The sequence below is a fragment of the Cryocola sp. 340MFSha3.1 genome, from assembly GCF_000383315.1.
GTDB lineage: Bacteria > Actinomycetota > Actinomycetes > Actinomycetales > Microbacteriaceae > Leifsonia.
Genome location: NZ_KB911088.1, coordinates 1051601 through 1077341, shown reverse-complemented (window position 1 = coordinate 1077341; position 25741 = coordinate 1051601). Strand labels below are relative to the sequence as shown.

Annotated in this window: 29 protein-coding genes and 1 tRNA gene; 18 read left to right on the top strand and 12 right to left on the bottom strand. The window is 71.7% G+C overall.

The genetic code is table 11. The annotated features are described in order from the left end of the window. The 3 genes from H284_RS21215 to pdhA form a co-directional block, all read right to left on the bottom strand. Window positions 1-552 (bottom strand): biotin/lipoyl-containing protein (locus H284_RS21215; protein ID WP_020077071.1); only part of this gene is annotated, 552 nt, incomplete at its 3' end. Beyond that, window positions 549-1601 carry an alpha-ketoacid dehydrogenase subunit beta gene (locus H284_RS0116290; RefSeq protein WP_020077070.1) on the bottom strand — a complete coding sequence of 351 codons (1053 nt, stop codon included), beginning with the start codon at window positions 1599-1601 and terminating at the stop codon, window positions 549-551. The genes H284_RS21215 and H284_RS0116290, both read right to left, overlap by 4 nt. Then, window positions 1598-2752 carry a pyruvate dehydrogenase (acetyl-transferring) E1 component subunit alpha gene (pdhA, locus tag H284_RS0116285; protein WP_020077069.1) on the bottom strand — a complete coding sequence of 385 codons (1155 nt, stop codon included), beginning with the start codon at window positions 2750-2752 and terminating at the stop codon, window positions 1598-1600. Before pdhA ends, H284_RS0116290 begins: the two co-directional genes overlap by 4 nt. Before the next feature lie 127 nt (window positions 2753-2879). Here pdhA and H284_RS0116280 point away from each other — a divergent pair, with 127 nt between their 5' ends. The 4 genes from H284_RS0116280 to H284_RS0116265 all read left to right on the top strand — a co-directional run bounded on the left by H284_RS0116280 (window position 2880) and on the right by H284_RS0116265 (window position 6285). Next, window positions 2880-3308 carry an Lrp/AsnC family transcriptional regulator gene (locus tag H284_RS0116280; protein WP_018191768.1) on the top strand — a complete coding sequence of 143 codons (429 nt, stop codon included), beginning with the start codon at window positions 2880-2882 and terminating at the stop codon, window positions 3306-3308. Window positions 3309-3473: 165 nt separating this feature from the next. Further along, complete coding sequence (locus H284_RS0116275) at window positions 3474-4658, top strand: thiolase family protein (RefSeq protein ID WP_020077068.1); 1185 nt, start codon at window positions 3474-3476, stop codon at window positions 4656-4658. After that, the gene (locus tag H284_RS0116270; protein ID WP_018191770.1) at window positions 4655-5401 is read left to right on the top strand and encodes an enoyl-CoA hydratase/isomerase family protein; all 747 of its coding nucleotides are present in this window, start codon (window positions 4655-4657) and stop codon (window positions 5399-5401) included. Before H284_RS0116275 ends, H284_RS0116270 begins: the two co-directional genes overlap by 4 nt. Further along, window positions 5398-6285, top strand: coding sequence for a 3-hydroxyacyl-CoA dehydrogenase family protein (locus H284_RS0116265; RefSeq protein WP_020077067.1), 888 nt, complete (start codon window positions 5398-5400; stop codon window positions 6283-6285). The genes H284_RS0116270 and H284_RS0116265 overlap by 4 nt, the downstream gene beginning before the upstream one ends. On the opposite strand, the gene H284_RS0116260 is transcribed toward H284_RS0116265, so the two are convergent. Beyond that, the gene (locus tag H284_RS0116260; protein WP_018191772.1) at window positions 6260-6661 is read right to left on the bottom strand and encodes a PaaI family thioesterase; all 402 of its coding nucleotides are present in this window, start codon (window positions 6659-6661) and stop codon (window positions 6260-6262) included. The two genes, H284_RS0116265 and H284_RS0116260, sit on opposite strands and share 26 nt — an antisense overlap. Window positions 6662-6697: 36 nt before the next feature. Here H284_RS0116260 and paaZ point away from each other — a divergent pair, with 36 nt between their 5' ends. Next, window positions 6698-8785, top strand: a complete 2088-nt coding sequence (paaZ, locus tag H284_RS0116255) for a phenylacetic acid degradation bifunctional protein PaaZ (protein ID WP_020077066.1) — start codon at window positions 6698-6700, stop codon at window positions 8783-8785. Window positions 8786-8874: 89 nt separating this feature from the next. Here the strand turns inward: paaZ and H284_RS0116250 are convergent, their stop codons facing one another. Beyond that, window positions 8875-9468, bottom strand: coding sequence for a TetR/AcrR family transcriptional regulator (locus H284_RS0116250; RefSeq protein ID WP_018191774.1), 594 nt, complete (start codon window positions 9466-9468; stop codon window positions 8875-8877). Between the two features lie 85 nt (window positions 9469-9553). On the opposite strand from H284_RS0116250, the gene paaA reads away from it, so the two are divergent. Genes paaA through H284_RS0116220 form a run of 6 tightly spaced genes read left to right on the top strand, consistent with a single transcriptional unit; the run spans window position 9554 to window position 14041 of the window. Beyond that, window positions 9554-10528 carry a 1,2-phenylacetyl-CoA epoxidase subunit PaaA gene (gene paaA / locus H284_RS0116245; protein ID WP_020077065.1) on the top strand — a complete coding sequence of 325 codons (975 nt, stop codon included), beginning with the start codon at window positions 9554-9556 and terminating at the stop codon, window positions 10526-10528. Next, window positions 10525-10812, top strand: a complete 288-nt coding sequence (gene paaB, locus H284_RS0116240; protein ID WP_018191776.1) for a 1,2-phenylacetyl-CoA epoxidase subunit PaaB — start codon at window positions 10525-10527, stop codon at window positions 10810-10812. Before paaA ends, paaB begins: the two co-directional genes overlap by 4 nt. Next, complete coding sequence (paaC, locus tag H284_RS0116235; protein ID WP_020077064.1) at window positions 10809-11663, top strand: 1,2-phenylacetyl-CoA epoxidase subunit PaaC; 855 nt, start codon at window positions 10809-10811, stop codon at window positions 11661-11663. Before paaB ends, paaC begins: the two co-directional genes overlap by 4 nt. Next, entirely contained in the window at window positions 11657-12139 is a 483-nt protein-coding gene (gene paaD, locus H284_RS0116230) for a 1,2-phenylacetyl-CoA epoxidase subunit PaaD (protein ID WP_018191778.1), read from the top strand. The genes paaC and paaD overlap by 7 nt, the downstream gene beginning before the upstream one ends. 10 nt (window positions 12140-12149) lie before the next feature. After that, the gene (paaE, locus tag H284_RS0116225; protein WP_018191779.1) at window positions 12150-13256 is read left to right on the top strand and encodes a 1,2-phenylacetyl-CoA epoxidase subunit PaaE; all 1107 of its coding nucleotides are present in this window, start codon (window positions 12150-12152) and stop codon (window positions 13254-13256) included. Window positions 13257-13270: 14 nt separating this feature from the next. Beyond that, on the top strand, window positions 13271-14041 hold the full coding sequence (locus tag H284_RS0116220) for an enoyl-CoA hydratase/isomerase family protein (protein WP_020077063.1): 771 nt from the start codon (window positions 13271-13273) through the stop codon (window positions 14039-14041). A gap of 43 nt (window positions 14042-14084) precedes the next feature. On the opposite strand, the gene H284_RS0116215 is transcribed toward H284_RS0116220, so the two are convergent. Continuing rightward, window positions 14085-14453, bottom strand: a complete 369-nt coding sequence (locus H284_RS0116215; RefSeq protein ID WP_020077062.1) for a VOC family protein — start codon at window positions 14451-14453, stop codon at window positions 14085-14087. Window positions 14454-14514: 61 nt separating this feature from the next. Here H284_RS0116215 and H284_RS0116210 point away from each other — a divergent pair, with 61 nt between their 5' ends. Further along, window positions 14515-15000 carry a MarR family winged helix-turn-helix transcriptional regulator gene (locus H284_RS0116210; RefSeq protein ID WP_020077061.1) on the top strand — a complete coding sequence of 162 codons (486 nt, stop codon included), beginning with the start codon at window positions 14515-14517 and terminating at the stop codon, window positions 14998-15000. On the opposite strand, the gene H284_RS0116205 is transcribed toward H284_RS0116210, so the two are convergent. After that, window positions 14993-16330 (bottom strand): maltokinase N-terminal cap-like domain-containing protein, encoded by a 1338-nt coding sequence (locus H284_RS0116205; protein WP_020077060.1) that lies wholly within the window; start codon window positions 16328-16330, stop codon window positions 14993-14995. The genes H284_RS0116210 and H284_RS0116205 overlap by 8 nt on opposite strands. 57 nt (window positions 16331-16387) lie before the next feature. Then, window positions 16388-17809 (bottom strand): M23 family metallopeptidase, encoded by a 1422-nt coding sequence (locus tag H284_RS0116200; RefSeq protein WP_231371263.1) that lies wholly within the window; start codon window positions 17807-17809, stop codon window positions 16388-16390. Window positions 17810-17939: 130 nt separating this feature from the next. Here H284_RS0116200 and lepB point away from each other — a divergent pair, with 130 nt between their 5' ends. Beyond that, on the top strand, window positions 17940-18674 hold the full coding sequence (gene lepB / locus H284_RS0116190) for a signal peptidase I (protein ID WP_026307261.1): 735 nt from the start codon (window positions 17940-17942) through the stop codon (window positions 18672-18674). A gap of 120 nt (window positions 18675-18794) precedes the next feature. On the opposite strand, the gene H284_RS0116185 is transcribed toward lepB, so the two are convergent. Continuing rightward, window positions 18795-19742 (bottom strand): siderophore-interacting protein, encoded by a 948-nt coding sequence (locus tag H284_RS0116185; RefSeq protein ID WP_020077056.1) that lies wholly within the window; start codon window positions 19740-19742, stop codon window positions 18795-18797. Between the two features lie 203 nt (window positions 19743-19945). Between H284_RS0116185 and H284_RS0116180 the strand changes: the two genes are divergently transcribed. The 4 genes from H284_RS0116180 to H284_RS0116165 all read left to right on the top strand — a co-directional run bounded on the left by H284_RS0116180 (window position 19946) and on the right by H284_RS0116165 (window position 22808). Then, window positions 19946-20290 carry a YciI family protein gene (locus tag H284_RS0116180; protein WP_020077055.1) on the top strand — a complete coding sequence of 115 codons (345 nt, stop codon included), beginning with the start codon at window positions 19946-19948 and terminating at the stop codon, window positions 20288-20290. Further along, window positions 20266-21822 (top strand): carboxylesterase/lipase family protein, encoded by a 1557-nt coding sequence (locus H284_RS0116175; RefSeq protein ID WP_051092482.1) that lies wholly within the window; start codon window positions 20266-20268, stop codon window positions 21820-21822. Before H284_RS0116180 ends, H284_RS0116175 begins: the two co-directional genes overlap by 25 nt. A gap of 23 nt (window positions 21823-21845) precedes the next feature. Beyond that, window positions 21846-22229, top strand: coding sequence for a PLD nuclease N-terminal domain-containing protein (locus H284_RS0116170; RefSeq protein WP_020077053.1), 384 nt, complete (start codon window positions 21846-21848; stop codon window positions 22227-22229). A 135-nt stretch (window positions 22230-22364) separates the two neighbouring features. After that, window positions 22365-22808: a hypothetical protein gene (locus H284_RS0116165; RefSeq protein ID WP_020077052.1), complete on the top strand. Its 444-nt coding sequence runs from the start codon at window positions 22365-22367 to the stop codon at window positions 22806-22808. A gap of 48 nt (window positions 22809-22856) precedes the next feature. Here H284_RS0116165 and H284_RS0116160 read toward each other — a convergent pair whose 3' ends face one another. The 3 genes from H284_RS0116160 to H284_RS0116150 form a co-directional block, all read right to left on the bottom strand. Continuing rightward, a complete protein-coding gene (locus H284_RS0116160; protein ID WP_020077051.1) occupies window positions 22857-23156 on the bottom strand; it encodes a hypothetical protein in 300 nt (99 codons plus the stop codon). Window positions 23157-23199: 43 nt separating this feature from the next. Then, window positions 23200-23272: transfer RNA gene (locus H284_RS0116155), tRNA-Thr, on the bottom strand. Between the two features lie 52 nt (window positions 23273-23324). After that, on the bottom strand, window positions 23325-24221 hold the full coding sequence (locus H284_RS0116150; protein WP_020077050.1) for a DsbA family protein: 897 nt from the start codon (window positions 24219-24221) through the stop codon (window positions 23325-23327). Window positions 24222-24559: 338 nt separating this feature from the next. Between H284_RS0116150 and H284_RS0116145 the strand changes: the two genes are divergently transcribed. Next, window positions 24560-25654: an ABC transporter ATP-binding protein gene (locus H284_RS0116145; RefSeq protein ID WP_020077049.1), complete on the top strand. Its 1095-nt coding sequence runs from the start codon at window positions 24560-24562 to the stop codon at window positions 25652-25654. Window positions 25655-25741: the final 87 nt, after the last annotated feature.

Sequence of the window (25741 nt, the reverse complement as noted above, 5' to 3'; positions counted from 1 at the left end):
CGCGGTGGATGCGCCCGCCGGCACCTGCGCGCGCGCCGACAGGGCCGCCTCCACGTCGTGCCGCGTGACGACGCCGTCCGGGCGGCCCGGGCGGAGGGTCGAGAGGTCGATGCCGTGGCTGCGGGCGAGCGCGCGGACGACCGGCGAGACGACGGGCACGACGTGCGGGCGGGGCGGTGTGACGGCGGTTGCACGGGGCGGCTCGAGCGTCGTCGCATGGGAGGCGCGGGGCCGGCGACCGGCGTGCGCCGTCGTGCCGTACCCCACCAGTACCGCGCCCGAACCGCTGGAGGTCGCCGGCGCTTCCGCCGTCTCCTCCTCGACCTCGATCAGCGGGGCGCCGACCAGGATGTTCTCGCCCTCCGCGCCATGAAGAGCGGCGATCCGCCCGGCGTACGGCGACGGCACCTCGACGACGGACTTCGCCGTCTCGACCTCGGCGATCGGCTGGTCGGTGACGACGGTGTCGCCGACCGCGACCAGCCAGCGCACCAGCTCCGCGTCGGTCAAGCCCTCGCCGAGATCCGGGAGGGTGAACACCCGCGCGGTCATGCGTCCTCCCACTGCAGCGCATCCACCGCATCCAGCACACGGTCGATGTCGGGCAGGTAGAACCGCTCCAGCTTGGGCGGGGCGAAGGGGGTGTCGAACCCGGTCACGCGGTGCACCGGCGCGAGCAGGTGGTGGAAGCAGCGCTCCGACACCCGCGCCACGATCTCGGCCGCCATGCTGGCGAAACCGGGCGCCTCCGCCACGACGACCGCGCGGCCGGTGCGGCGGACCGCCGCGCACACCGTCTCGTCGTCGAACGGGACCAGCGACCGCAGGTCGATGACCCCGACGCTGCGGCCGTCCTCCGCCGCGGCCTCGGCAGCGGCGAGCGCGACCGGCACGGACGGGCCGTACGCGATCAGCGTCACGTCGTCGCCCTCGCGGGCGACTCGCGCGCGGCCGATCTCGGGAAGGGGCGCCTCCACATCCACCTCGCCGGTCGACCAGTACAGCTTCTTCGGCTCGAGGAAGATGACCGGGTCGGGATGCGCGATGGCGGCGCGCAGCAGCCCGTACGCGTCCTGCGGGGTCGCGGGCGACACCACGGTCAACCCGGGCGTGTGCACGTAGTACGCCTCCGACGAGTCGGAGTGGTGCTCCACCCCGCCGATGCCGCCGGCGTACGGGATGCGCACCACCATCGGAAGGCGCACGCGGCCCTGCGTCCGGTTGCCCATCTTGGCGACGTGGTCGACGATCTGCTCGAAAGCCGGATACGCAAAGGCGTCGAACTGCATCTCGACGACCGGGCGCATCCCGTTCATGGCCATGCCGACCGCCGTGCCGACGATGCCGGACTCGGCGAGCGGAGTGTCGAAGCAGCGGCTCTCGCCGAAGCGGGCGGTCAGCCCGTCGGTGATGCGGAAGACGCCGCCGAGGGCGCCGACGTCCTCGCCGAACACGACGACGGAGGGGTCGGCGGCGAGCGCGTCGGCGAGGGCCCGGTTGAGTGCCTGCGCCATCGTCATCGTGGCGGGTGCGGTGGATGCTGCCTGCTCCGGTTCCGCGCCGGCCGGGCGTTCGGCGGGAGCGTCGTGCATGAGCGTCATCGTGCGGCCTCCTGGCTGGTCGGCTGGCCCGCGTGGCCCGCGTCGGCGGCGCGGAGCTCTGCGGCGAGCTGCTCGGCCTGCTCGCGCAGCTGCGGGGTCGGGGTGGCGTAGACGTGGGCGAACAGGTCTTCGGGATGCGGTTCGGCGTCGGCCATGATCGCCGCGCGGAGGTCTGCGGCGACCCGCTCGGCGTGCGCGTGCGCCTCGGCGTCGTCGCCCTCGGTGAGGGCATCCTGAGCGGTCAGCCAAGCGCGCAGGCGGAGCAGCGGGTCGCGCGCGAGCCACGGCTCCACCTCGTCGGAGGTGCGGTAGCGGGTGGCGTCGTCGGCGTTCGTGTGCGACTTGACCCGGTAGGTGACCGCCTCGACGAGCGTCGGGCCTCCGCCCTCGCGCGCCTCCTCGACGGCCTCCCCGAGCACCGCGAGCAGAGCGGCGAGGTCGTTGCCGTCGACGAGGCGCCCGCGCATCCCGTAGCCGACGCCCTTGTGCGCCAGACTCGGCGCGGCGGTCTGCCGGCTGAGCGGCACCGAGATCGCGTAGCCGTTGTTCTGCACCAGGAAGACCACGGGCAGGTGGAAGACGGCGGCGAAGTTGAGCGCCTCGTGGAAGTCGCCCTCGCTGGTCGCGCCGTCGCCGCACATCGCGAGCACCACCGTGTCCTCGCCGCGCAGGCGGGCCGCGTGGGCGAAGCCGACCGCGTGGAGCAGTTGGGTCGCCAGCGGCGTCGCCTGCGGTGCGACACGGTGCCGGTTGGGGTCGTAGCCGGAGTGCCAATCGCCGCGGAGGAGCACGAACGCCTCGAACGGGTCGACGCCACGCGCGATCACGGCGACGGTGTCACGGTAGGTCGGGAACAGCCAGTCCTGCTCGCCGAGCACCATCGCCGCGGCGATCTCGCAGGCCTCCTGACCGTGTGACGACGGGTACACCGCGAGGCGGCCCTGACGGACAAGGGCGTCGGCCTGGTCGTTGAGGCGGCGGGCGAGGACGAGGCGGCGGTAACCGTCCCGCAGGGTGTCCTGGCCGGGGACGCGGTGGGGCGCGAGGGCCGCGTGGCCGCTCGGGTCCGCGGACCCGTCCTGGTCGATGAGCCGCAGCGGGGTGTCGCCCGGCAGCAGGTCGTCCGCGCGCAGCGGTGCGTCGGCGTGCATCCGTTCTCCTTTGAAAGACGTCGCTCATCATCAGGATGACTTCGCTGGACCCCGGACGCTACGGGTGCGCCGGAGTCGAGACGAATGGATGCGCTGGGCGCGTTCGAGTGCCAGACTGTCCAGCACCATGGACGACATCGACGTACGCATCCTGGACGCTCTGCGCGCCGACGGCCGCGCCTCCATCACGGCGGTCGCGGAGGCGGCGCACGTGTCGCGCGCCAACGCGTATGCGCGGCTCTCCCGGCTCGTGTCGGACGGCGTCATCACCGGCTTCACCGCGAAGGTCGACCCGCGGCTGTCCGGACGCCGGTCATCGGCGTACGTGACCATGCGCGTGGAGCAGGCGGCCTGGCACGACCTGCGCGACCGGCTGCGGCAGATCCCCGAGGTGGAGCATTTCGCCCTCGTCGGCGGCGACTTCGACGTCATCCTGCTGGTCCGGGCTCGCGACAACGAAGACCTGCGGCGGGTGGTGCTGGAGGAGCTGACGAGCATCCCGTCGGTGCGGGACACCAAGACGTCGCTGGTGTTCGAGGACCACGACCAGCGCTGAGGGCCACTCCTGTGGGTCGCAACACGCCGTTATGCGCGCCGGATAACGGCGTGTTGCGACCCCTCGCCGGCGGGACCCGACGGACGGGTTGCCCAGGGGCGGCGATTCTGCGACGATGCAATTGCTGAACGCTCGTTCGGTAATTCGGGTTCGAGGGAGAGCGCGATGGCGGAGGCCTACCTCGTGGGCGGAGTACGCACGCCCGTCGGTCGCTATGGCGGCGCGCTGGCCGGCGTCCGGCCCGACGACCTCGCCGCGCTCGTCGTCGCCGAGGCGGTGCGCCGAGCGGCCGCTCCCCCGGACGCCCTCGACGAGGTGATCCTGGGCGCCGCGAACCAGGCCGGCGAAGACAACCGCAACGTCGCCCGGATGGCCGTCCTGCTCGCCGGGCTGCCCGACGCGGTGCCGGCCATGACCGTCAACCGGCTGTGCGCATCCGGCTTGACCGCCGTGATCCAAGCCGCGCAGGCGATCCGCGCCGGGGATGCGGACCTGGTGATCGCGGGCGGCGTCGAGTCGATGACGCGTGCGCCCTGGGTGCAGGCGAAGCCGGAACGCCCCTGGGCGAAGCCGGGGCCGCAGTACGACACGTCGATCGGCTGGCGGTTCACCAACCCGCGCCTGCTCGAACGCGACAAGGCGACCTACACGATGCCCGAGACGGCCGAAGAGGTCGCCCGGATCGACGGCATCGCGCGCGAAGAGGCCGACGCCTTCGCCCTGGAGAGCCACCGGCGAGCGGCGGCCGCGGCCGACGGCGGACGATTCGACGCCGAACTGCTGCCGGTCGAGACACCGGGCGGCACGGTCACCGCCGACGAGGGCATCCGCCGCGACACCGGGATGGATGCGCTGGCGCGTCTGAGGCCGGTCGTCGCGGGCGGCAGTGTCGTCACCGCAGGCAACGCGTCGCCGCTGAACGACGGAGCATCGGCGATCGTGGTGGCGAGCGCGGCGGCCGTCGAGCGATACGGACTGCAACCCCGCGCGCGGATCGTCGCTGCGGCGAGCGCCGGGGTCGCCCCGGAGGTCATGGGGCTCGGTCCGGTGCCCGCGACACAGAAGGCCCTCGCCCGGGCCGGGCTCGACGTCTCCGACCTCGGCGCCGTCGAACTCAACGAGGCGTTCGCCAGCCAGGCCATCGCGTGCATCCGCCGTCTCGGGCTCGACCCCGCGGTCGTCAATGCGGACGGCGGCGCCATCGCCCTCGGCCACGCGCTCGGCTCGAGCGGGTCGCGCATCCTCGTCACCCTGCTGGGCCGGATGGAGCGGGAGGGGGCACGACGCGGGCTCGCGACCATGTGCGTGGGCGTCGGCCAGGGCACCTCGCTGATCGTGGAGGCGGCATGACCGGGTACAGCACCCTCGCGGTCGAGGAGCGCGGCGACCGGGTCGTGGTCACGCTCGACCGGCCGGAGCGCCGCAACGCGATCGACCAGCAGATGGTGGACGAGCTGCACCGCGTCTGCGCGACGCTGGAGGTGCAGCCGCGCATCCTCATCCTCACCGGGTCGGGCGGAATCTTCGCCTCCGGTGCCGACATCGCCGAGCTGCGCGAGCGGACCGCCGCCGACGCCGCGAGCGGCATCAACGACACGATCTTCACCCGCATCGCGATGCTCCCGATGCCCGTGATCGCCGCCCTCGACGGGTACGCGCTGGGCGGCGGAGCGGAGCTCGCCTACGCGGCCGACCTGCGGATCGGCACCCCGCGTCTGCGCATCGGCAACCCGGAGACCGGCCTCGGGATCATCGCCGCCGCCGGCGCGCTGTGGAGGCTGCCGGAGCTCGTCGGCCTGCCGCTCGCGACCGAGCTGGTGCTGACGGGGCGCATCCTGACGGGCGAGGAGGCGCTGGCCGCAGGACTCGTCGGCGACCTGTTCGAGCCGGGTGAGCTGCTTGCAGGGGCCCACGCCCTGGCCGACCGCATCGCCGCGAACGACCCGCAGGCGACCCGGCTCACCAAACGCGTGCTGCGCGAGCCCGCCGAGCGGCATCCCGCCGCCGAGCGTGAGGCGCAGGCGGTGCTCTTCGAGTCGCCGGAGAAGCGGCGGAGGATGACCGAGTTCCTGGAGCGGAGGAGCAGGAGATGAGCACGACGGGGCTGCCCGAGCGGGTCGCCGTGATCGGCGGTGGACGGATGGGCGCGGGCATCGCGCACGCGTTCCTCATGGCGGGTGCGGAGGTGGCCGTGGTCGAGCAGAACGCGACCGCCGCGTCGGAGGCGCGGGACCGCATCCTCACCGCCGTCGAGGGCAGCGTCCGCCGCGGCTCCCCCGCCCCCGACCCCGCGCGCCTGCTCGTCACCGTGACCTGGGAGGCGCTGAACGGCGCGGGCCTCGCGATCGAAGCGGTGCCCGAGCTGCTCGACCTGAAGCGCGAGTCGCTCGCCCGCGCCGAGGAGCTGCTGCCGGTGGATGCGGTGCTCGCGACGAACACATCGTCTCTGTCGATCGACACCCTGGCGGAGGGGCTGACCCGGCCGGGCGCGTTCTTGGGGCTGCATTTCTTCAACCCGGTCCCCGCATCCACTCTCGTGGAGGTCGTGCTGGGTACCGCCACCGCCGCCACCGCCGGAGAGGCCGCCGAACGGTGGGTGCGCGCGCTCGGCAAGACGGCGATCACCGTGCGCGACTCCCCCGGCTTCGCCTCCTCCCGCCTCGGGGTGCTGCTCGGGCTGGAGGCGATCCGGATGGTCGAGGAGGGCGTCGCCACCCCCGACGACATCGACACCGCCATGGAACTCGGCTACAAGCATCCCGTCGGTCCGCTGCGGCTCACCGACATGGTTGGGCTGGATGTCCGGCTCGACATCGCCGAATACCTCGCCCGCGAGCTGGGGCCGCGTTTCGAGCCGCCGGAGCTGCTCCGGCGCATGGTCGCCGAGGGGATGCTGGGCCGGAAGACCGGCCAAGGGTTCTTCGCCTGGGGTGAGGACGGGTCGCCGATCGCTACCGCTGGGGAGCGTCCACGATGAGGTTCGTGATGCGCGCCGTGCAGAGCCGGTTGCCGTCCTCGTCGGTGATGACGATCTCGTGCGACGCGATGGTGCGGCCCAGCCGGATCGCGGTCGCGACCCCGGTCACGAGGCCCGACCGCGCCGCCCGGTGGTGGGTCGCGTTGATGTCGACGCCGACCGCGCTGCGTCCAGGACCGGCGTGGATGACCGCCGCCCACGACCCGAGGGCCTCCGCGAACGCGACCGACGCGCCGCCGTGCAGCAGCCCGAACGACTGGCGGTTGCCCTCGACCGGCATCGTCGCCACGACGCGCTCCGCGGACTGCTCCAGGATGCGCACCCCCATCTTCACGTCGAGCTCACCCAGTTCGATCGTCCAGTCGCCGTCGGCCATGCCGCCAGCATACGCATCCACTCGAGGAGGCCTTCGATGATCCTGCCCAGCTACATCCGCGATGAATGGTGGACGCCCGAATCCGCGGTCGGTGCTGCCGGCGGCGGCACGGAGGACGGTACCGAGGGCGGCGCCGCCGAGGTGCTCGACGCCTCCACCGGCGCCGTCATCGCGCGGGTCAGCACCGCCGGCCTCGACCTCGCGGGCGCGCTCGACCACGCCCGGACCGTCGGACAGCGCTCCCTCGGCGGGTTGACGTTCCACCAGCGCGCCCTGCTGCTCAAGCAGCTCGCGCAGGCGCTCACCGAGCGCAAGGACGAGCTGTACGAGCTGTCCGCCCAGGCCGGCGCGACCCGGGCCGACGCCTGGATCGACGTCGACGGCGGCATCGGCGCGATGTTCACGTACGGCTCGAAGGGACGGCGCGAGCTGCCCAACGCGCAGGTCGTGCTCGACGGCCCCGCCGAGCAGCTGTCGAAGGACGGCAGCTTCCTCGGCCGCCACGTCTACACCCGGCTGCCGGGCGTCGCCGTGCAGATCAACGCGTTCAACTTCCCGGTCTGGGGGATGCTCGAGAAGCTCGCTCCCTCCTTCCTCGCCGGGATGCCGACGCTCGTCAAGCCGGCCACCCCGACCGCGTTCGTGGCCGAGGCCGCCGTGCGGATCATGGTCGAGTCCGGGCTCCTGCCCGCGGGCTCCCTGCAGCTGGTGAGCGGATCGGTCCCCAACCTGTTCGACCACCTGCGGCTCGGTGACCTGGTCGCGTTCACGGGGTCCGCATCCACAGCCGAACGTTTGAAGGCGCACGACTCGGTGCAGACCGGCGGGGTGCGGTTCACCAGCGAGACCGACTCGATCAACGCGTCGGTGCTCGGGCCGGATGCCGTCACCGGGACGCCGGAGTTCGACGCGTACGTGAAGGGACTGGTCGTCGAGATGACGGCCAAGTCCGGGCAGAAGTGCACGGCCATCCGCCGGGCGATCGTCCCGGCGCCGCTCGCGGACTCCGTGATCGCGGCGGTGCGCGACCGGATCGCTGCGCGCGTCGTGATCGGCGATCCGCGCGCCGAGGGCGTGACGATGGGGCCGCTCGCCTCGCGCACGCAGCGCGAGGAGGTGCTGCGCCAGGTGGGGCGGCTCGTCGCGGCGGGCGGAGAGCTGGTGCTCGGCGGACTCGACCAGCCGACCGTTGTGCGGGCCGACGGCACGACCGGCGCGGCCCCGGAGGGCGCCTTCGTCGCCCCGGTGCTGCTGCGGTTCGCCGACGCGTGGACGCCCGAGGCGCACACCGTCGAGGCATTCGGGCCGGTCGCGAGCGTCCTCTCGTACGACACGGCGGAAGAGGCAGTCGCGCTGGTCGCGCGCGGCGGCGGGTCGCTCGTGACCAGCGTGGCGACGCACGACCCGGAGTTCGCGCGCATGTTCGTGCTGGGCTCTGCGGCCTACAACGGGCGCATCCTGGTGCTCGACCGCGACGACGCCCGCACCTCCACCGGCCACGGCTCGCCCATGCCGCACCTGGTGCACGGTGGGCCGGGGCGAGCCGGAGGCGGTGAGGAGCTGGGCGGGATCCGCGCGGTGCTGCACCACATGCAGCGGACGGCGCTGCAGGGGTCTCCCGATCTGCTCACCGCGATCACCGGGGTGTGGCATCCCGGTGCCGCTGCGTCGGCCGAGCCGCCGCATCCCTTCCGCAAGTCGCTGGCGACACTGCGGATCGGCGACCAGGTGCAGTCCGGCTCGCGGCGGATCACGCTCGACGACATCGAGACGTTCGCGACGTTCACGGGCGACACGTTCTACGCGCACATGGATGAGGAGGCCGCGGCCGCGAACCCGTTCTTCCCCGGGCGGGTGGCGCACGGGTACCTGCTGGTGTCGTGGGCGGCCGGACTGTTCGTCGACCCGGCGCCGGGGCCGGTGCTCGCCAACTACGGGCTGGAGGACCTGCGGTTCCTGACGCCCGTCGTGCCCGGCGACAGCATCCGCGTCGCCCTGACGGCGAAGCAGATCACGCCGCGGGAGACCGACGACTACGGCGAGGTGCGCTGGGACGCCCGCATCCTGAACCAGCACGACGAGCTCGTGGCCACCTACGACGTCCTGACTCTCGTAGCCAAATAGCCCCACCGTCGAGTCCGCAAACTTTGCACGCCGCGCGCCCCAAAAAGGTACAAAGTTTGCGGACTCGACGGGGGGCGGAATCGCGGGCGTCAGCGGAGGGCGAGGGCGAGGATGGTGTCGGCGAGGTCGTCGGGGGTCAGGGGGCCCGCCGGGGTGTACCACTCGGTGAGGGAGTTGATCATGCCGAAGAGGAGACGCGCGACGACCGCGGGATCCGCGTCGGTGCGCAAGGAGCCCTCGGCCCGCGCCTCGGCCACCAGTTCGGCGACCGCGTGGTCGAACGCGCGGCGACGGGCGAGCGCCGCCCGCTCCACGTCGGTGTTGCCGCGGACGCGCAGCAGCAGCGTCACGTACGGCAGCCGGTCGGCGAGCACCCGCACAGCGCCCCGCAGCACGTAGGCGAGCCGGTCGGCTGCCGGCCCGGTCGTCGCCTCGGGCGCCCGCAGCACGCCCTCCAGCCCGTCGAGGGCTTCGTCGAGCGCGAGGGCGAGCAGCTCGTCCTTGGATGAGACGTGATGGTAGATCGCCGACTTCGACAGTCCGAGGCGGTCGGCGAGCATCCCGATGGACGTCGCGTCGTAGCCGTGCTCGTTGAACGCGGCGACCGCGACCTCGAGGATGCCCCGCTGGTCGTAGCCGGGCCGCCCTCGGCGCAGGGCGTCGGAGCGGAGCGTCTCGGTCACGCGCCCAGTCTGGCACGCGCGCCCGTCCCGTGGATATACTGAACGAACGATCAGTAAGTAGTGATCTGCGAGGAGAGGGTCGACGATGACCACCACCACAGAGGCGCCGACCGACACCGACGGCCGGGCACGCTTCGACGAGCTGATCGCCTCCGACTCCCGCGTGGAGCCGCGCGACTGGATGCCCGACGACTACCGCCGCACGCTCATCCGGCAGATGTCGCAGCACGCCCACTCCGAGATCATCGGGATGCAGCCGGAGGCCAACTGGATCACGCGCGCTCCGAGCCTGAAGCGCAAAGCGATCCTCATGGCCAAGGTGCAGGACGAAGCGGGCCACGGGCTCTACCTCTACTCGGCGACCGAGACCCTCGGCATCACGCGCGACGAACTCACCGAGCAGCTGCTCTCCGGCCGCGCCAAGTACTCCTCGATCTTCAACTACCCGACGCTCAGCTGGGCCGACATCGGTGCGATCGGCTGGCTGGTCGACGGCGCCGCGATCTGCAACCAGGTGCCGCTCTGCCGCTGCTCCTACGCGCCGTACGGCCGAGCGATGGTCCGCATCTGCAAAGAGGAGTCCTTCCACCAGCGGCAGGGCTTCGAGATCCTGCTGACGCTCATGCGCGGCACCCCCGAACAGCAGCGGATGGCTCAGGATGCGGTGAACCGCTGGTACTGGCCGTCGCTGATGATGTTCGGGCCGCCCGACGGCGATTCCCCCAACTCGGCCCGCTCGATGGCGTGGAAGATCAAGCGCTTCTCGAATGACGACCTGCGTCAGCGCTTCGTCGCGATGCTCGTCCCGCAGGCGGAGGCGCTCGGCGTCACGCTGCCCGACCCGGAGCTGCGCTGGAACGAGGAGCGCCAGGCGTATGACCTCGGCCCCATCGACTGGAGCGAGCTCCAAGAGGTCATCGCGGGCCGCGGCGTCTGCAACGCGCAGCGCCTGCAGCGTCGGCGCGAGGCGCACGAGGACGGCCGCTGGGTGCGGGAGGCGGCGGCCGCGTACGCCGAGAAGCAGCGTTCGGCCCGCGAGACCGCGGAGGCCGTCGCGTGACCGCCGAGGCGTGGCCGCTGTGGGAGGTGTTCGTCCGGGCCTCGCGCGGCCTCAGCCACGTGCACGTCGGCTCACTGCACGCCCCCGACGAGGAGCTCGCGGTGCGGAACGCCCGCGACCTGTACACCCGGCGGGGTGAAGGCGTCTCGATCTGGGTGGTGCGCTCCGACCTGATCACCGCGAGCGACCCGGATGCGAAGGACGCCTTCTTCACCGCGCCGGAGGGCAAGAACTTCCGCCACGCCACCTACTACACCGCCGCCGAGGGGGTGAAGCACCTGTGACCGACACCGACCACGGCCTCGCCGACACCGACCACGGCCACGTCGAGCTCAGCGCCGTCGTCCTCTCCGAGGAGTTCGTCTCCACCGACGCCCCGGCCTCGCCCGAGGTCGCCGAGTACGCGATGTGGCTGGGCGACGACGCGCTCATCCTGGCGCAGCGCCTGGGCGGCTGGATCACCCGCGCGCCGGAGCTGGAAGAGGATGTCGCCCTCGCGAACATCGCTCTCGACCTGCTCGGCCACGCCCGCTCCTTGCTGCGCTACGCCGGCTCGGCGACGGGACGAACCGAGGACGACCTGGCCTACTGGCGCGACGAGACCGGGTTCCGCTCCGCGCACCTGTTCGAGCAGCCGAACGGCGACTTCGCGCACACGATCGTCCGCCAGTTCGCCGCCGCGCACTATCTGCACCCGCTGTACGAGCGGCTGCGCGCATCCACCGATCCGGTGCTCGCCGGCGTCGCCGCCAAGGCGGTGAAGGAGGTCGACTACCACCGCGACCACGCGGACCAGTGGATGCTGCGCCTCGCGCTGGGGACGGACGAGTCGCGCCGCCGCACCCTGCGCGCGATGGAGGACGTCTGGCCGTACGTCGACGAGCTGTTCTCGGACGACGCGGCCGGAGACGACGACCTGTTCGCCGCGCTCGACGGCGTCGCCGTGCGGCCGTCGTCGCTGCGGGAGCCGTTCGAGGCGGAGGTCGCCCCGGTCCTCGCGGAGGCGCAGCTGGAGCCGCCGACCGCCTTCCATGCGGCCGGCGGTGGCCGCCTGGGCCGCCACTCCGAGTATCTCGCGCCGCTGCTCGCCGAACTGCAAGTGCTCGCCCGCCAGCATCCGGGGGCGTCGTGGTGACGCATCACGCGGACGCCGCGCGGGCGTGGTCGGCGGTCGCAGCCGTGGTGGACCCCGAGGTGCCGGTGCTCAGCATCGACGACCTGGGCGTGCTGCGCGAGGTGACCGTCTCGGACACCGGCGTGGAGGTCGTCATCACGCCGACGTACTCGGGATGTCCGGCGATGGATGCGATCCGCGAGGATGTCGTGCGCGCCCTGGCCGCGGAGGGGTTCGGCGACGTGCGGGTCCGGCTCGTGCTGTCGCCCGCGTGGACCACCGACTGGATCAGCGCGAAAGGCCGCAGCGCGCTCAAGGAGTACGGCATCGCTCCCCCGTCGGCCGCGGGCCCGGTCCGTCTGAGCATGTCGGTCAAGTGCCCGCACTGCGACTCGCTCGATACGCGCGAGGTGGCGCACTTCGGGTCGACCTCCTGCAAGGCACTGTTCGTCTGCCGGTCGTGCGGCGAGCCGTTCGACCACTTCAAGGCCCTGTGAGGGCGGCCTGATGGCGCGGGCACGGTTCCACACGCTCGCGGTCGCCGAGGTGCGGCCGCTGACGGCGGCGAGCGTCGAGGTCACCTTCGCGGTGCCCGAGGAGCTCCGGGGCGAGTACGACTACCTGCCCGGGCAGCACGTCGCACTCCGCGCCCACGTCGACGGCCGGGAGCTGCGGCGCAGCTACTCGCTCTGCCGGCCGCCGCTGCCGCCGACCGCCGAACACGCCGGCCGCATCAGCGTGGCGATCAAGCGTGACCTGGGCGGCGCGTTCTCGACCTGGGCCACGAGCGAACTGCGACCGGGCGACCGGATCGACGTCATGAGCCCGCAGGGCACGTTCACCGTCGACCCGTCCCGCGTCGACGGCCGGCACGTCGTCGGCATCGCGGCGGGATCCGGCATCACCCCGTTGATGGCGCTCGCGAGCAGCATCCTCGCGGGCTCCCCCACCGCGCAGTTCACGCTCGTGTACACGAACCGCACGGCCATCGACGTCATGTTCCTGGAGGAGCTCGCCGATCTGAAGGACCGCTACCCGTCGCGGCTCGCGTTGCACCACGTCCTCTCCCGCGAGCAGCGGTCGGCTCCCCTTCTCTCGGGCCGCATCGACGAGGACCGGCTGCGCAGGATGCTCGACACGCTCATCCCGCCGGCGACCGTCGACGAGTGGTTCCTCTGCGGACCGTTCGAGCTCGTCCAGTTGTGCCGCGATGTGCTCGAGACGTACGGGGTGGAGCGGGAGCGCATCCACTTCGAGCTGTTCACGACCGGCGACCCGGTCGAGCCGCGCGGCGACGCCGGCCGTCCGGTGGTCGTGCACGACGGCGAGCGCACGGCCGAGATCGAGTTCACGCTCGACGGGCTCAGCTCGACGGTCACGACACCGGTGGATGCGAACGAGTCGGTGCTGAACGCCGCCCTGCGGGTGCGCCCCGACGTGCCCTTCGCGTGCACCGGCGGTGTCTGCGGGACCTGCCGTGCGCGCCTGGTCAGCGGCGACGTCCGGATGACGGAGAACTACGCGCTGGAGCCCGAGGAGCTCGAGCGCGGCTACGTGCTGACCTGCCAGTCCCATCCCCTCACCGACCGCGTCGTTGTCGACTACGACGTCTGAACAGCGGAGGCCCCGTGATCGACCTGGACATCACCGACGGGATCGCCCGCATCACGCTGGACGCGCCCGAGCGGCTCAACGCGCTCGGCCCGGACGACCTCCGGGCGCTGAATGCGGCCTACGCCGACGCGGAAGCCGCCGGCGTGCGCGCCCTGGTGCTGCGCGGGGAAGGCCGCGCGTTCTGCGCCGGACGCGACATCGCGGGCGTCGACCCCGCGACTGACGACGTGAGCGGCTATCTGGACGGACTGGTGACGCCGCTGCTTCGGCGCATCGCGGACTTCCCCGCGCCGACCTTCGCCGCCGCCCAGGGCGCCTGCCTGGGTGTCGGCCTCGGACTCCTGATCGCCACGGATGTCGTCTACGTCGCAGACGACGCGAAGGTCGGCTCCCCGTTCGCCGCCCTGGGGGCCGCCCTCGACTCCGGCGGCCACTGGCTGCTGGTGTCGCGGCTCGGTCCGCATCGCGCGCTCGACCTCATCTACTCCGGACGGCTGATCTCGGGCGCCGAAGCCGTCGCGGGCGGCCTGTTCTCACGGGCGCTTCCCGCCGACGCCCTGCGCGAGGAGGTGGATGCGGCGGCCGCGGCGGCCGCATCCGGCGCCACCCAGGCCTTCCTCGCGAGCAAGCGGATCGTTTCGGGTCTGCGCGACGGCTCTCTGGACCTCTGGGGTTCTGTCGCTGCCGAGAACGCCGCTCAGGCGGCCCTGCGCGACACCGACGACTACCGCGAGGGCTTCCGCGCCTTCCAGGAGAAGCGGAAGCCGGGCTTCACCGGCCACTGAGGCGCTCCCGGTTTCGGCGCGCGCGGTCGCTGCCGACCGGCCGTCAGACGCGGTCGTGCAGCGTGATGTGGTAGCCGTCGAGGTCGGCGAACGTGAACGTGCGGCCGAACGGGCCGTCGATGGGCGCGGCGACGATCGTGCGGCCGTCGGCGACGAGCGCGTCGTGGATGTCCTCGACGTCGGTCGCGTGGAGCCAGATCGCTGCGCCGATCCCGGGCTGCGCTGCTGCGTCGAGGTCGGTGCCGGGCACCAGGTCGCGGAGCGCGAACGCGATCGGCTTCGTGTCGAAGACCACGGCGTGCGGGGGGCCTGCCGGCGAGCGGACGAGCCCGAGGTAGCGCTCGTAGAAGGCCTGGGATGCGTCGAGGTCACGCACCTGCAGGGAGAGGAAGTCGGGTCCGGTGGCGGGCATGGGTGCTCCTTCTTTTCGTGTCAGTTATCTGACACGGCTCAATCTATGTCAGAATACTGACATGAGTCAAGACGGAGTCGGCGTGGACCTCGAGACGTCGCTGGGCTACCTGCTCAAAGAGGCGTCGAGCACGCTGCGCGCGGCCATGGAGGATGTCCTCCGCCCCCTCGGAATGACCATCACGCACTACTCGTGTCTGGAGCTGCTGTCGCAGCGGCCCGGCCTCTCGAACTCCGAACTCGCCCGCGGAACCTTCGTCACCCGCCAATCGATGAACGTGCTCCTTCAGGCCCTGGAGCGGGAGGGGGACGTGACGCGCCCGTCGGAGGCACCCGTCGGGAAGGTCCTGCCCACCCGGCTCACCGCGCGCGGCCGTCGACGCCTCGAGCAGGCGAGCGCGGCCGTGCGATCCGTGGAGGTCCGGATGCTCTCAGGACTCACGGAGACGGAGCAGGCGGCCGCCCGCCGCATCCTGCGGAGCATGATCGCGTCGCTCCGCGGCGAGCCCAGCCGCGACGGCCGCGGCGACGCCAGCGGCGTCAGCTGACGCGGGTCGCCAGCAGCCGCTGCACCGCCGACAGCGGGATCGGGATCCACGCCGGCCGGTGCCGCGCCTCGTACGCGATCTCGTACACCGCTTTGTCGAGCTCGAACGCGTCGAGGAGCAGGCGGAAGTCCTCGACCTCGGAGCCGGCGACCGACGCGTACCCGTCGAGGTACGCCTGGCGGCCGTTCGCGGCCCAGGCCGCCGCATCCACCGGCGTCTCCCTCCGCGCGAGCGAGCCGGCGACGTAGTCGAACGAGCGCAGCATCCCGGCGACATCCCGCATGGTCGCATCGGGCAGGGCGCGCTCGGCGAGCGGGCGCAGCGGCTCCCCCTCGAAGTCGATGAACTGCCAGCCGCGGTCGGGCGCGTACAGCACCTGGCCCAGGTGGAGGTCGCCGTGGATGCGCTGCAGCAGCGGGAGCGGCGCGGCGGCCGCGTCCTCGTAGACGGCCGCGATCCCGGCCCGGAGGTCCTCGACCTCCGGCACCTCGGTCGTCGTGACCGTGAGGCGCCGGAACATGCCGTCGAGGGCGAGTGCGACATCCTCCTTCGTCGCCGGCTTCGTCGGCAGCGACCGCGCCATGAGGCGGTGCAGCTCCGCGGTGCCCGCTCCCAGCTGGTACGCGCGGTCGGTGAAGTCCTCGCCGCGCTCGGCGGCGCTGACCGCCAGCTCCCAGCCGTCCTCCGCGCCTGGCACGAAGTCCTGCATGAGGGCGAGCTCGCCGGATGCGGTCCCGCCCGACGGCGTGGGCCAGCTGCCGGTGAGCCAGCCGAGCAAGGAGGGTGTCCGTCTGGATCCGCCGGCGGTGAGCGCGGCGAGCGTCGACACGTCGGGGTTCTCGCCGTCCTGCACCACGCGGAACACCTTGATGAGGGCGAGACGGCCGTCCTCGAGCTCGCCGACAATGGAGGTGTTCGACTGCTCCCCGGTCAGCCGCCGCGACGAGCGCACCGCGATCCGCTCGCCGAGCGTGTGCCCCTGCGCGTGCGCATCCCGACCCTCGGCGTGCTCCTGGCCGGTCATCAGCTGGACGAGGGACGCGACATACGCCTCCTCCGTCGGACCGTCGTAGAGGTACCGTCCTCCGGCCTCGCCGATCAGCGCGGCCTCATCGCCGTCGCGGCTCGCGCGCGCCACGACGGGCACCTGATAGACGCGCGGTGTACGGGGTGCCTCATCGCAGAAGAAGTGGGTGACGACGCGGACATCGGCGTCCACGGGTTCGGCGTCGAATGACGCGAGAAGCCGCAGGCGCGGCTCGACGTTCTTCGTCGAGTACCAGCGCTGACGTCGCATCCACGTCCCGACCAGCTCGGTGAGTTCGGTCATGCCTGAACCGTACGCCCGCTCCGCCGTTTGCGCGCCGCGTCCAGCGAATCCTGAGGATCAGTGCCGGCCGAGCACGACACCGCGGGCGGCCAGGAAGGGCTGCGGGTCGATCTGCAGGCCGTTGACGCGCACTTCGAAGTGCAGGTGGCAGCCGGTCGACAGCCCCGTCGACCCGACCTGGGCGATCGGCTGGCCCGCCGCGACCTGCTGTCCGGCGGTCACCCCGATTCCCCCGTCGCGGATGTGGCCGTAGGCGGTCTGCACGCCCCCGCCGTGGTCGATGAGGATGAAGTTGCCGTATCCGCTGTACGGCCCTGCGCGCACGACCGTACCGGCTGCCGCCGCGTAGATGGTGGTTCCGCAAGCGGCGCCGAGGTCGTCACCGGGATGGAACGGGTCGGTGCCGAGGGGACGCGACGGCCGCGGGCCGAACACGTCGGTGAGCGACCCCTGCACGGGAAGCGCCCACCCGCTCGCGACGAGTGTCGGGTCGGAGGTGAGCACCTGCCAGCCCGAGCCGGCCTCGATCACCGTCGGCGCGGCGGCGAGAGCGGCGGAGGCCGCGTTGACCTGGGCCTGCGCGTCGGCCACGGCCTGCTGGCTGCTGTCGACATCCACCGCTGCGACCGCGTCCGCCGCGCTCTGCGCCTTCTCGGCCCAGCTCTTCGCGAGCTTCTTCTCGGCGGAGGCCTCTCGGATGGCGGCGTCGCGATCCTTCGAGAGGGCGGCGAGCCGGTCGGCGGCGCCCAGCTTGGTCAGCAGATCGCCGGAGCCCTGCAGGGCGGCGCTGAGCGGATCCTGAGTCAGGAAGTGGGTGCCGGACGAACGGATCAGCGCGGTCGCGAACGCGGCGCTCTTGCGCGCCTGCTCGGCTGCGGCGTCGGCCTGCTTCTGCACTGCATCCGCCGCGGCCTGAGCCTGGTCGTGCTCGCGCTGGGCGGCCTCCGACTCGTTCATCGCGTCGGCCAGCTGCGCCTGCGCCGAGGCGAGGTCGCTGGCCAGCTGCACGGCCCGCTCGAGGTCGGCCGGGTCGACCGTGGGGAACTGCGGGAGGTCGGGAACGCTGAGAGTGATCTCATCCGACGGCGCCGGATCCGGGGCTGCGGGCGGGTTCGGGGCGGAAGGTACAGGGGAAGCCGGAGGAGTCGACGGGCTGGGCGTGGGAGTGGGGGTCGGTGTCGGCGTCGGGTCCGGGGTCGGGGTCGGATCGGGCGTGGGTGTCGGATCCGGTGTCGGGTCGGGATCGCCCGACGGCGTCGGATCCGGCGTCGCGGGCGTGTCGCCGGTCGAATCCGCCCCAGGTACGCCCGATCCGTCCGTCGCCGCGGGCGCGCACTCGGTGGTGCACTCGTCGGCCACGGCGGGCGAGGAGACGCCCAGCAGGCTGCCGGCGACCAGAACCAGCGCCGCCCACGCGGGAGTCAGGCGCGGCCCCCCGGGTCGCGTCGCTCTCCTGTGTCGTCCGAGCGATGCGTGCATGATCAGAACGGGCCGGCGGCATACGCCGTTCGGCCTGTAGTGAGATGCTCTCACCGCTCGGGGTGGGGAACAAGACACCCGTTCGAGGTCGGATGCGGCTCACAGCATCCGCACGTTACGGTGAGAGATTGTGACCGACAGTACTGCCACCGCGCGCCCGCGACGATCCGCCCGGCGCACGTCCAGCTGGAAGACGTTGCTGCGCGATGTGGTGATCATCTTCGTGGTGGCGGTGCTGGTGTCGTTCCTGATCAAGACGTTCGTCGCCCGCTCGTTCTACATCCCGTCCGGGTCGATGGAGAACACCCTCCAGATCAACGACCGCATCATCGTCAACGAGCTCCAGCCGAAGGTGTTCGGCCTGCAGCGCGGCGATGTCGTCGTGTTCAAGGATCCGGGTGGATGGCTCCCGCCGGCCCCGCCGGAGACCGGCAACGCTTTCCAGCAGGGCGTCGGCGCGGTGCTCGACTTCGTGGGTCTGGGCGCTTCGGACTCCGACCAGCACCTGGTCAAGCGCCTCATCGGCCTTCCGGGCGACCACATCAGCTGCTGCAACGCGCTCGGCCAGATGAGCGTGAACGGCGTCCCGCTCAAGGAGCCCTACGTGCTGCTGCCCGCCGGAGTTCAGGCGGTGTCCGAGAAGTCGTTCGACGTGACGGTGCCGGAAGGCTCGGTCTGGGTGATGGGCGACAACCGCTACAACTCGGCCGACTCGCGCTACCACATGGACGACCCGGGCAAGGGCTTCGTGCCGCTCTCCGACGTGGTCGGCAAGGCGTTCGTGATCAGCTGGCCGGCCAGCCACTGGTCGTGGCTCGACGACTACCCCGACGTCTTCCGCGGCGTCGAGCGCGAGGACAAGTAGCCCTCGCCGCTTCCGCCCTCTCCGATTCCCCCACCGTCGAGTCCGCAAACTTTGCACGCGGCGGAGGTGCGCGGCGTGCAGTTTGTGCGGAGTCGACGGGGGGCGGAAAGGGCGCGAGGGTCAGTTCTCGGAGCGGCCGAGGCGCCAGTAGCCCATGAAGGCGACGCGGGAGCGGTCGATGCCGTTGTCCCGGACGAGCAGGCGGCGCAGCGTCTTGACGGCCGCCGACTCCCCCGCGATCCAGGCGTAGAAGCCAGGATGCGTGTCCTCCGGGGTCTCCCAGAGGATGTCGCGGTCCACATCCACCTCGTCGAGGTTCTGCGACGCGGTCGCCGACGCCGCCGCGACGACGTGCGGGTTCTCGGCGATCCAGCCCTGGACGGCCGGCACGAGTTCGGTTCCCGTCACCGCGTCGCCGCGCGGCAGCCAGGCGACGGAGGCGTGAGCCGGCAACCGGAGCTCGAGAGCGTCCTCCGCCGACGGCACCTCGATGAACGCCCGCGCGCGGCACCCGCCGGGCAGCGCTTCGAGGATGGATGCGATGGCCGGCGCAGCGGTCTCGTCACCGACGAGCAGCAGCTCGCGCGCCTCGCCCGGGCGCCAGTCGATGCCGACGCCGCGGTGCTCGCTGCGCGCATCCGGTCCGATCACGACGATCTCGTCGCCGGGGGCCGCGCCGAGCAGCCAGCGGGACGCGGGGCCGCCGTCCGCGTGGACGACGAAGTCGACGTCGAGCCGGCAGCCATCGGTGTCGATCGCCCGCACGGTGTAGGTGCGGAACGGGTTGCGGAGGTGGTCCGGGAGCGCGCGCCAGCGCTCGTACCAGTCGCCCGCGAAGTGGGCCTCCTCGTCGTCGATGCCGAGGTCGGAGTACGAGCCGTCCGCGAGCGGGAAGAGGAGCTTGATCCGCTGGTCGAGGCACTCGGTCCCGAAGTGCGTGAAGTCGTCGCACCGGAAGGTGACGCGCGTGAAGTGCGGGCTGAGCCGCTGGATCCGCTCGACGGCCGCGCGGTAGGGCCGGTACGCGGGGCGGGGGCGCTCGGTGCGGGTGGGGGCGAGGATGGTCACGGCGGCCTTCCGAAGCAGGGGGCGGGACTAAGGTAAGGCTACACTAACTTCCTCTCGTGCCTCCTGGCGATCCGCTGAGACCGCCGCGCCCGATCCCCCGCCCCGATTCCTTCGCGATCGGGAAGTCCCGGGCCAGAATGTCGAGCAGGGGCCGTCTCGTTCGACGTCCGGTATGAAAGCGTTCGCGATCGAGAGGAAGAACGATGAAGTACGTGATGTTCGTGGTCACCGACTCCCAGCGGGACACCGTGTCGGACGAGTCCGATGTCGACATCTGGGTGAACGAACTGGATGCCAGCGGCAAGCGCGTCATCGGCGAGGTGCTGCAGGCTCCGACCGAATCGCGGGTCGTCCGCGTCCGCGACGGGAAGCGCTACGTCACCGACGGCCCCTTCGCCGAGACCAAGGAGTGGATCTGCGGATTCGACATCCTCGAGGTCGAGGACCTGGACGAGGCCATCGAGATCGCCTCGCGGCATCCGATGGCACGCAACGGCCAGCTCGAGCTGCGCCCGTTCATGCAATGGGACGAGACCGCCCCGGCGTGAACGGTCGGCCGGTCGTCGTCACGTCCGTGGGCGCGGTCCGCGGACGCGACGACGGCCGTGTGTCCACGTGGCGCGGCATCCGCTACGGCGAGCCGCCGACCGGCCGGCTCCGCTGGCGCGCGCCCGCGCCCGCTGCCCCATGGAGCGGCGTCGTGGATGCTGTCGCCTTCGGGCCGGCGGCGCCGCAGCGCCCCAACCCGGCGGTGCCCCTCGGGCCGCCCGGCGAAACGTGGATGGATGAGGACTGCCTGTTCCTCAACGTCATCCGGCCGTCCCACGAGCCGCTGTCCGGCGGTCTCCGCCCGGTGATGGTCTGGCTGCAGGGCGGGGCGTACGCGCTGGGCGCATCCAGTCAGCGCATCTACCGCGGCGACCGGTTCGTGCCGGACGGCGATGTCGTGCTCGTCACCCTGAACCACCGCCTCGGCGCGCTCGGCTTCCTCGACGTCCGCAGCGTCGGGGTGGACGACGCGGAGACGAATGTCGCGTTGCGGGATGTGCTGCTCGCGCTCCGCTGGGTGCGCGACAACATCCATGCGTTCGGCGGCGACCCGGACTCGGTGACCGTGTTCGGCCAGAGCGCGGGCGCCGGCCTTGTCACCGCATTGCTCGCTTCTCCGGCGGCGGCCGGCCTGTTCCACCGGGCCATCGCGCAGAGCCCGCCCGCCGGGTCGATGTACGGGCCGGAGCGCGCTGCGACTGTGGCCAGGGCGTTCGTCGAACGGCTCGGCCCCGGCGCGCGGACGCCCGGCGCCCTCCGCGGGGTCCCGGTCGAGGCGATCGTGGATGCGGGCGCAGCGGTGTACACGGAGATTCCGCGCGAACATCCCGGGATGCTCGCCTTCGCCCCGGTCGTCGGCGACGATCTGCTGCCCGAGGCGCCGATCCGTGTGCTCAGCGATGGACGCGGAATGCCCGTCCCGCTCCTCATCGGAAGTACCCACGACGAGGCGACACTGTTCCGCCTGATGCGGTCACCGCTGCTCCCGATCCGTCGGACCGCGCTGCGCCGGATGTTCGACGCCATGCGCTCCGAGCAGCAGCGCGGCGGCGCATCCCTCCCCGAGCGCGAGCGGGTGCTCTCGGTCTACGGCCGCCGGCGTCCCGCACGCGGCGTCCGCGTCGCCACCGACATCGCGTTCCGGATGCCCGCCCTCTGGGTCGCCGCAGGGCACAGCGCCGTCGCCCCCACCCACCTCTACCGGTTCGACTTCGCGCCTCCCCTGCTCCGGATCACCGGCGTCGGGGCGTCACATGCGACGGACCTGCCGTACGTCTGGGGCGAGTTCGACGCGCTTCCCCGCGACCCGTCCTTCCTGCTCGGTGGCCGACGGACCGCCGAAGCGGTCTCCGAGCGGATGCGCCGGCGCTGGGCGGACTTCGCCCGTACGGGGCTGCCGGGCCCAGACTGGCCTGCGTACGAGCCGCACTACCGTGCGACGCTCGTCATCGGCGCGACCGACCGGGTGGTGCCCGACCTCGACGCCCGCCTGCGTGCCGGCTGGGGCGAGCAGGTCCTGACTTTCGGCTGAGCGTTCCCTCTAGACTCGGCGGCATGCTCGTCATCCCGCTGCTCGTCATGACGCTGTTCGTGTTCGCCCTGGTGGATATCATCCTGCGACCGAGCGACCAGGTGCGGCACCTGCCGAAGCTGGCGTGGGTGTTCATCGTGATCCTGCTGCCCCTGGTCGGCAGCATCCTGTGGTTCGCGGTCGGCCGCGAGTACGCGGCGTCCTCCCGTCCCCGGCGGACGCTCCGGATGCCGGCGGTCCACGTCGAGCCGACAGGATCGGCCCCGGGGCGAGACCTCGCACCGAGCAGCACGGAGGCGCAGCTCGCCGCACTCGAGCGCGAGATCGCGGAGGCCGAACGCGACCAGCGCATCCGGCGGCTCGAGGAAGAGCTGCGGCGGCGGACGGACGCGGGCGAGACGGCCTGACGCACGTCTGCAGAGCCCCGGCTGCGCGACCGGACCTGAACGGGTCCTGTGCGCCGCGTCATGCGGACGCGGCACACCTCGTCCCTTATGGGTAGGACGGCATCGTCGATACGCCCAAGGATCGGGGGAAACAGAATGGCCGACATCACAACGACGGAGCGCACCTCCGGCAGCGTCGAGCAGCGGAGGGCCGCGTGGATGCAGCTCCGCGGCGCCATCGCGCAGGAGTACGCGGCGAAGCTCCCCGACCTGCTGACGGTCGACGAGTTCGCCCGGTTCGCGGGGATGACCATCGCCCAGGTGCGGCACGCGACGACCATCGGCGACCTCGTCATGTCGATCCGCGACGGCCAGCGCGGCATCGCGCCCGCCGACAACATCGCGTTCCTGCTCCGGGAGCGGCTGCTGCGCCTCCCGGTTCGTGAGCCGTCGTGGGAGCGCAGCGACCCGCGGTCGCTCGCCGTCAGCGAGGCCGCCTACGAGCGGGTGTGGGATGTGGCGATCCGCTACGCCACGACGCCGACGGACGCCCTCGACCGGCTGCTGCTCGCTGCGACGGGCACCGCGCGCGCCGACTGAACCCGCCGGCTGGGCGCGCGGCGGCTCGTCTTGCTACCCGCGGACGACTCACACGCCGTGGCCGCGCCGATCGGTGAACCAGGCCCAGACGCCGCCCGCGAGGAGGGTCGTCGCGACCGCGCCGGCCGCCACGGACGACAGAACGACAGCGCCCGCCCCGAGCGGGGCGACGAACAGCGCGATCACACCGACGGCGGACGCCAGCACGCACACAACGCCGACCACGGCTGCCGCGATTGCGGCCACGGTGTCGGCCTCCAGGCGCTGCGCGCGCTCGGGCACGCCCAGAACGTAGTGCTCACGGGAGGAGAGGGCGGTCGGGAGCTCGGTGCGGATGTCATCGGTCACACCTGCAAGAGACGTCCGATGGCCCCGGAATATGACGCGACGGAGCCGGCTGCGGGACTCGAACCCGCGACCGCTCGCTTACAAGGCGAGTGCTCTACCAACTGAGCTAAGCCGGCGGTGGCGGTCTCCCGCCGACCCCATCCTAGGGCAGCGGGCGGACGCGCCGGATCAGGGAGACGGGGTGGGCGTCGGCGTCGCCGTCGACGAGTACTCGTCGCCCTGCGCCTGCAGCACGAAGGCCTTGAAGTCGTCCGCGCTCGTCAGCGACCCGGTGTACGGCTTGCCGTTCACCAGCACCAGCAGGGCGTTCGTCATCTTCTTGACGTCCGAGTTCGGGATGGGGCCACTGAGCGCCCGATCACTCGCCGTGGTCACCCACGTCTTGAAGCGTCCTTCGTCGATGCAGGAGTCGATCTCGCTCGTGCGGGTCGCGCCCGCCGCATCCACGCGCTTCTTCAGGGTGTCGTCGCTGAGGCCGGGGCCGCCCTCCGCCGGCTGCTTCTCGAACAGCGATGCGTTGAACTTCCAGAAGGCGTTGGGGTCGTAATTGGCCACGCAGGCGGCGGCGTTGGCCGCGCGCAGCGAGTACTTCGTGCCCGCGGAGTGGCTGGTGTAGATCGCGACCGGGTGCATCTCGACGGTCACCGCGCCGTTCTTCACCAGCGGCTCGAGCTGCTCGAGGTTCGTGCGCTGGAAGTCGCCGCACAGCTTGCAGAGGTAGTCGGCGTAGATGCGGATGTCGACCGTGCTGCCCGCCGGGTCCGGCGTGCTCGCGACCGGCTTCGCGTCGGCGGCGAGAGCGGTCGTCGTCTTGACCTTGAGTCCGGAGCCGACGACGACGCCGTCGCTGGCCATGTTCTTGGGACCGGGGACGGTCGGACGGATGGCGCCGACGATCACGACGGCGACGATGGCCACGACCGCGAGGACTCCGAGGACGATGCCGCCGGACAGCAGCAGCCGGTTCCGGCGGTCCCTGCGCTGCTGCGTGGTGCGGAGCTGTCGTGCTTTCTCCCGCGCAGCCGCGCGGACGTCGCTGTTGCGACTGTCGTCGGGATCGGTCATAGGGCTCATATCTTCCGAATACTGCTCTCGGGTCGAACGGGCCGCGCGGGGGACGCGGCGGGTGGCGCACCTCCGGCGCACACAACCGGGAAAGCGTAAACCGGCTGTCTGGGAATCGACCAGACGGTGGCTGGACGCGCGGGTACAGCGGAAACGCGCGGGTTACTGCGCTTGCGGCGAGCATCCGCACGTCCGGGTGGGGCTCCGGTCATGAGCATGTCCGCCGATGCCATATTATGGCCACGTGGCATCGGCGCCCATCGGACGTAGACGCCACGTTCATCCATTCACAACGGATCGTCCGGCACGTACCTGCCGGTGAAGGAGAAAAGAAGAAAATGGCGACAGTCACCTACGACAAGGCGACCCGGCTCTACCCGGGATCGACCCGCCCCGCCGTGGACGCACTGGACCTGGAGATCGCAGACGGGGAGTTCCTCGTGCTCGTCGGTCCCTCCGGTTGCGGCAAGTCCACGTCCCTCCGCATGCTCGCGGGCCTCGAAGAGGTCAACGACGGCAACATCTTCATCGGCGAGCGCAACGTCACCGACGTCCCGCCGAAGGACCGCGACATCGCGATGGTGTTCCAGAACTACGCGCTGTACCCGCACATGACCGTCGCCGAGAACATGGGCTTCGCGCTCAAGATCGCCGGTGTCGGCAAGGAGGAGCGCGCCCAGCGCGTCCTCGAGGCCGCCAAGCTGCTCGACCTGGAGCCGTACCTCGGCCGCAAGCCGAAGGCGCTCTCCGGTGGTCAGCGTCAGCGCGTCGCCATGGGCCGCGCGATCGTGCGTTCGCCCCAGGTGTTCCTCATGGACGAGCCGCTGTCGAACCTCGACGCCAAGCTCCGCGTCCAGACCCGCACGCAGATCGCGTCGCTGACCCGCCGTCTCGGCGTCACCACCGTCTACGTCACGCACGACCAGACCGAGGCGCTGACTATGGGCGACCGCATCGCGGTGCTCAAGGACGGCGTCCTGCAGCAGGTCGGCACCCCGCGCGACCTGTACGCGCAGCCGAACAACGTGTTCGTCGCCGGCTTCATCGGCAGCCCGGCCATGAACCTGTTCACGGCCGATGTCACCGACGGCGGCGTCAGGTTCGGCTCGGCCGTCGTGCCGGTCGAGCGCGACACCATCGCCAACGCCGGTTCGGCTGTCACCATCGGTGTCCGCCCGGAGGACGTCGTCGTGTCGAACACCGAGGGCACCGGCCTCAAGGTCACGGTCGACCTCGTCGAGGAGCTCGGCGCGGACGGCTACCTGTACGGTCACTCCGAGGTCGACGGCAAGCGCACCGACATCGTCGGCCGCGTCGACGGCCGTATCCACCCCAACGCGGGCGACACGGTCTACATCACCCCGAAGCCGGGCCACGTCCACGTCTTCCACGCGGAGTCGGGCGAGCGCCTCGGCGGAGCTGTCGTCGACTAAGGTCCAAGAAGCGATTCCTCACTCTGCCGCAGTCCGGATCGGGCTGCGGCAGAGTGCTTTGCGCCAGCCAGCACCGCCCCACCACCG

Coding starts and splice junctions, on each gene's coding strand:
- H284_RS0116275 (WP_020077068.1), top strand. CDS start 3,474: ATGGCGGAGGCCTACCTCGTGGGCGGAGTACGCACGCCCGTCGGTCGC.
- pdhA (WP_020077069.1), bottom strand. CDS start 2,752: ATGCACGCCGACGCACCGCTGCGCGCGGACGACCTGCTGCCGGGCGAC.
- H284_RS0116170 (WP_020077053.1), top strand. CDS start 21,846: ATGCTCGTCATCCCGCTGCTCGTCATGACGCTGTTCGTGTTCGCCCTG.
- H284_RS0116265 (WP_020077067.1), top strand. CDS start 5,398: ATGAGCACGACGGGGCTGCCCGAGCGGGTCGCCGTGATCGGCGGTGGA.
- paaZ (WP_020077066.1), top strand. CDS start 6,698: ATGATCCTGCCCAGCTACATCCGCGATGAATGGTGGACGCCCGAATCC.
- H284_RS0116145 (WP_020077049.1), top strand. CDS start 24,560: ATGGCGACAGTCACCTACGACAAGGCGACCCGGCTCTACCCGGGATCG.
- H284_RS0116180 (WP_020077055.1), top strand. CDS start 19,946: ATGAAGTACGTGATGTTCGTGGTCACCGACTCCCAGCGGGACACCGTG.
- H284_RS0116205 (WP_020077060.1), bottom strand. CDS start 16,330: ATGACCGAACTCACCGAGCTGGTCGGGACGTGGATGCGACGTCAGCGC.
- H284_RS0116165 (WP_020077052.1), top strand. CDS start 22,365: ATGGCCGACATCACAACGACGGAGCGCACCTCCGGCAGCGTCGAGCAG.
- H284_RS0116290 (WP_020077070.1), bottom strand. CDS start 1,601: ATGACGCTCATGCACGACGCTCCCGCCGAACGCCCGGCCGGCGCGGAA.
- H284_RS0116215 (WP_020077062.1), bottom strand. CDS start 14,453: ATGCCCGCCACCGGACCCGACTTCCTCTCCCTGCAGGTGCGTGACCTC.
- H284_RS0116175 (WP_051092482.1), top strand. CDS start 20,266: ATGGGACGAGACCGCCCCGGCGTGAACGGTCGGCCGGTCGTCGTCACG.
- H284_RS0116260 (WP_018191772.1), bottom strand. CDS start 6,661: ATGGCCGACGGCGACTGGACGATCGAACTGGGTGAGCTCGACGTGAAG.
- paaE (WP_018191779.1), top strand. CDS start 12,150: ATGGCGCGGGCACGGTTCCACACGCTCGCGGTCGCCGAGGTGCGGCCG.
- paaA (WP_020077065.1), top strand. CDS start 9,554: ATGACCACCACCACAGAGGCGCCGACCGACACCGACGGCCGGGCACGC.
- H284_RS0116150 (WP_020077050.1), bottom strand. CDS start 24,221: ATGACCGATCCCGACGACAGTCGCAACAGCGACGTCCGCGCGGCTGCG.
- H284_RS0116210 (WP_020077061.1), top strand. CDS start 14,515: ATGAGTCAAGACGGAGTCGGCGTGGACCTCGAGACGTCGCTGGGCTAC.
- H284_RS0116280 (WP_018191768.1), top strand. CDS start 2,880: ATGGACGACATCGACGTACGCATCCTGGACGCTCTGCGCGCCGACGGC.
- H284_RS0116270 (WP_018191770.1), top strand. CDS start 4,655: ATGACCGGGTACAGCACCCTCGCGGTCGAGGAGCGCGGCGACCGGGTC.
- H284_RS0116200 (WP_231371263.1), bottom strand. CDS start 17,809: ATGCACGCATCGCTCGGACGACACAGGAGAGCGACGCGACCCGGGGGG.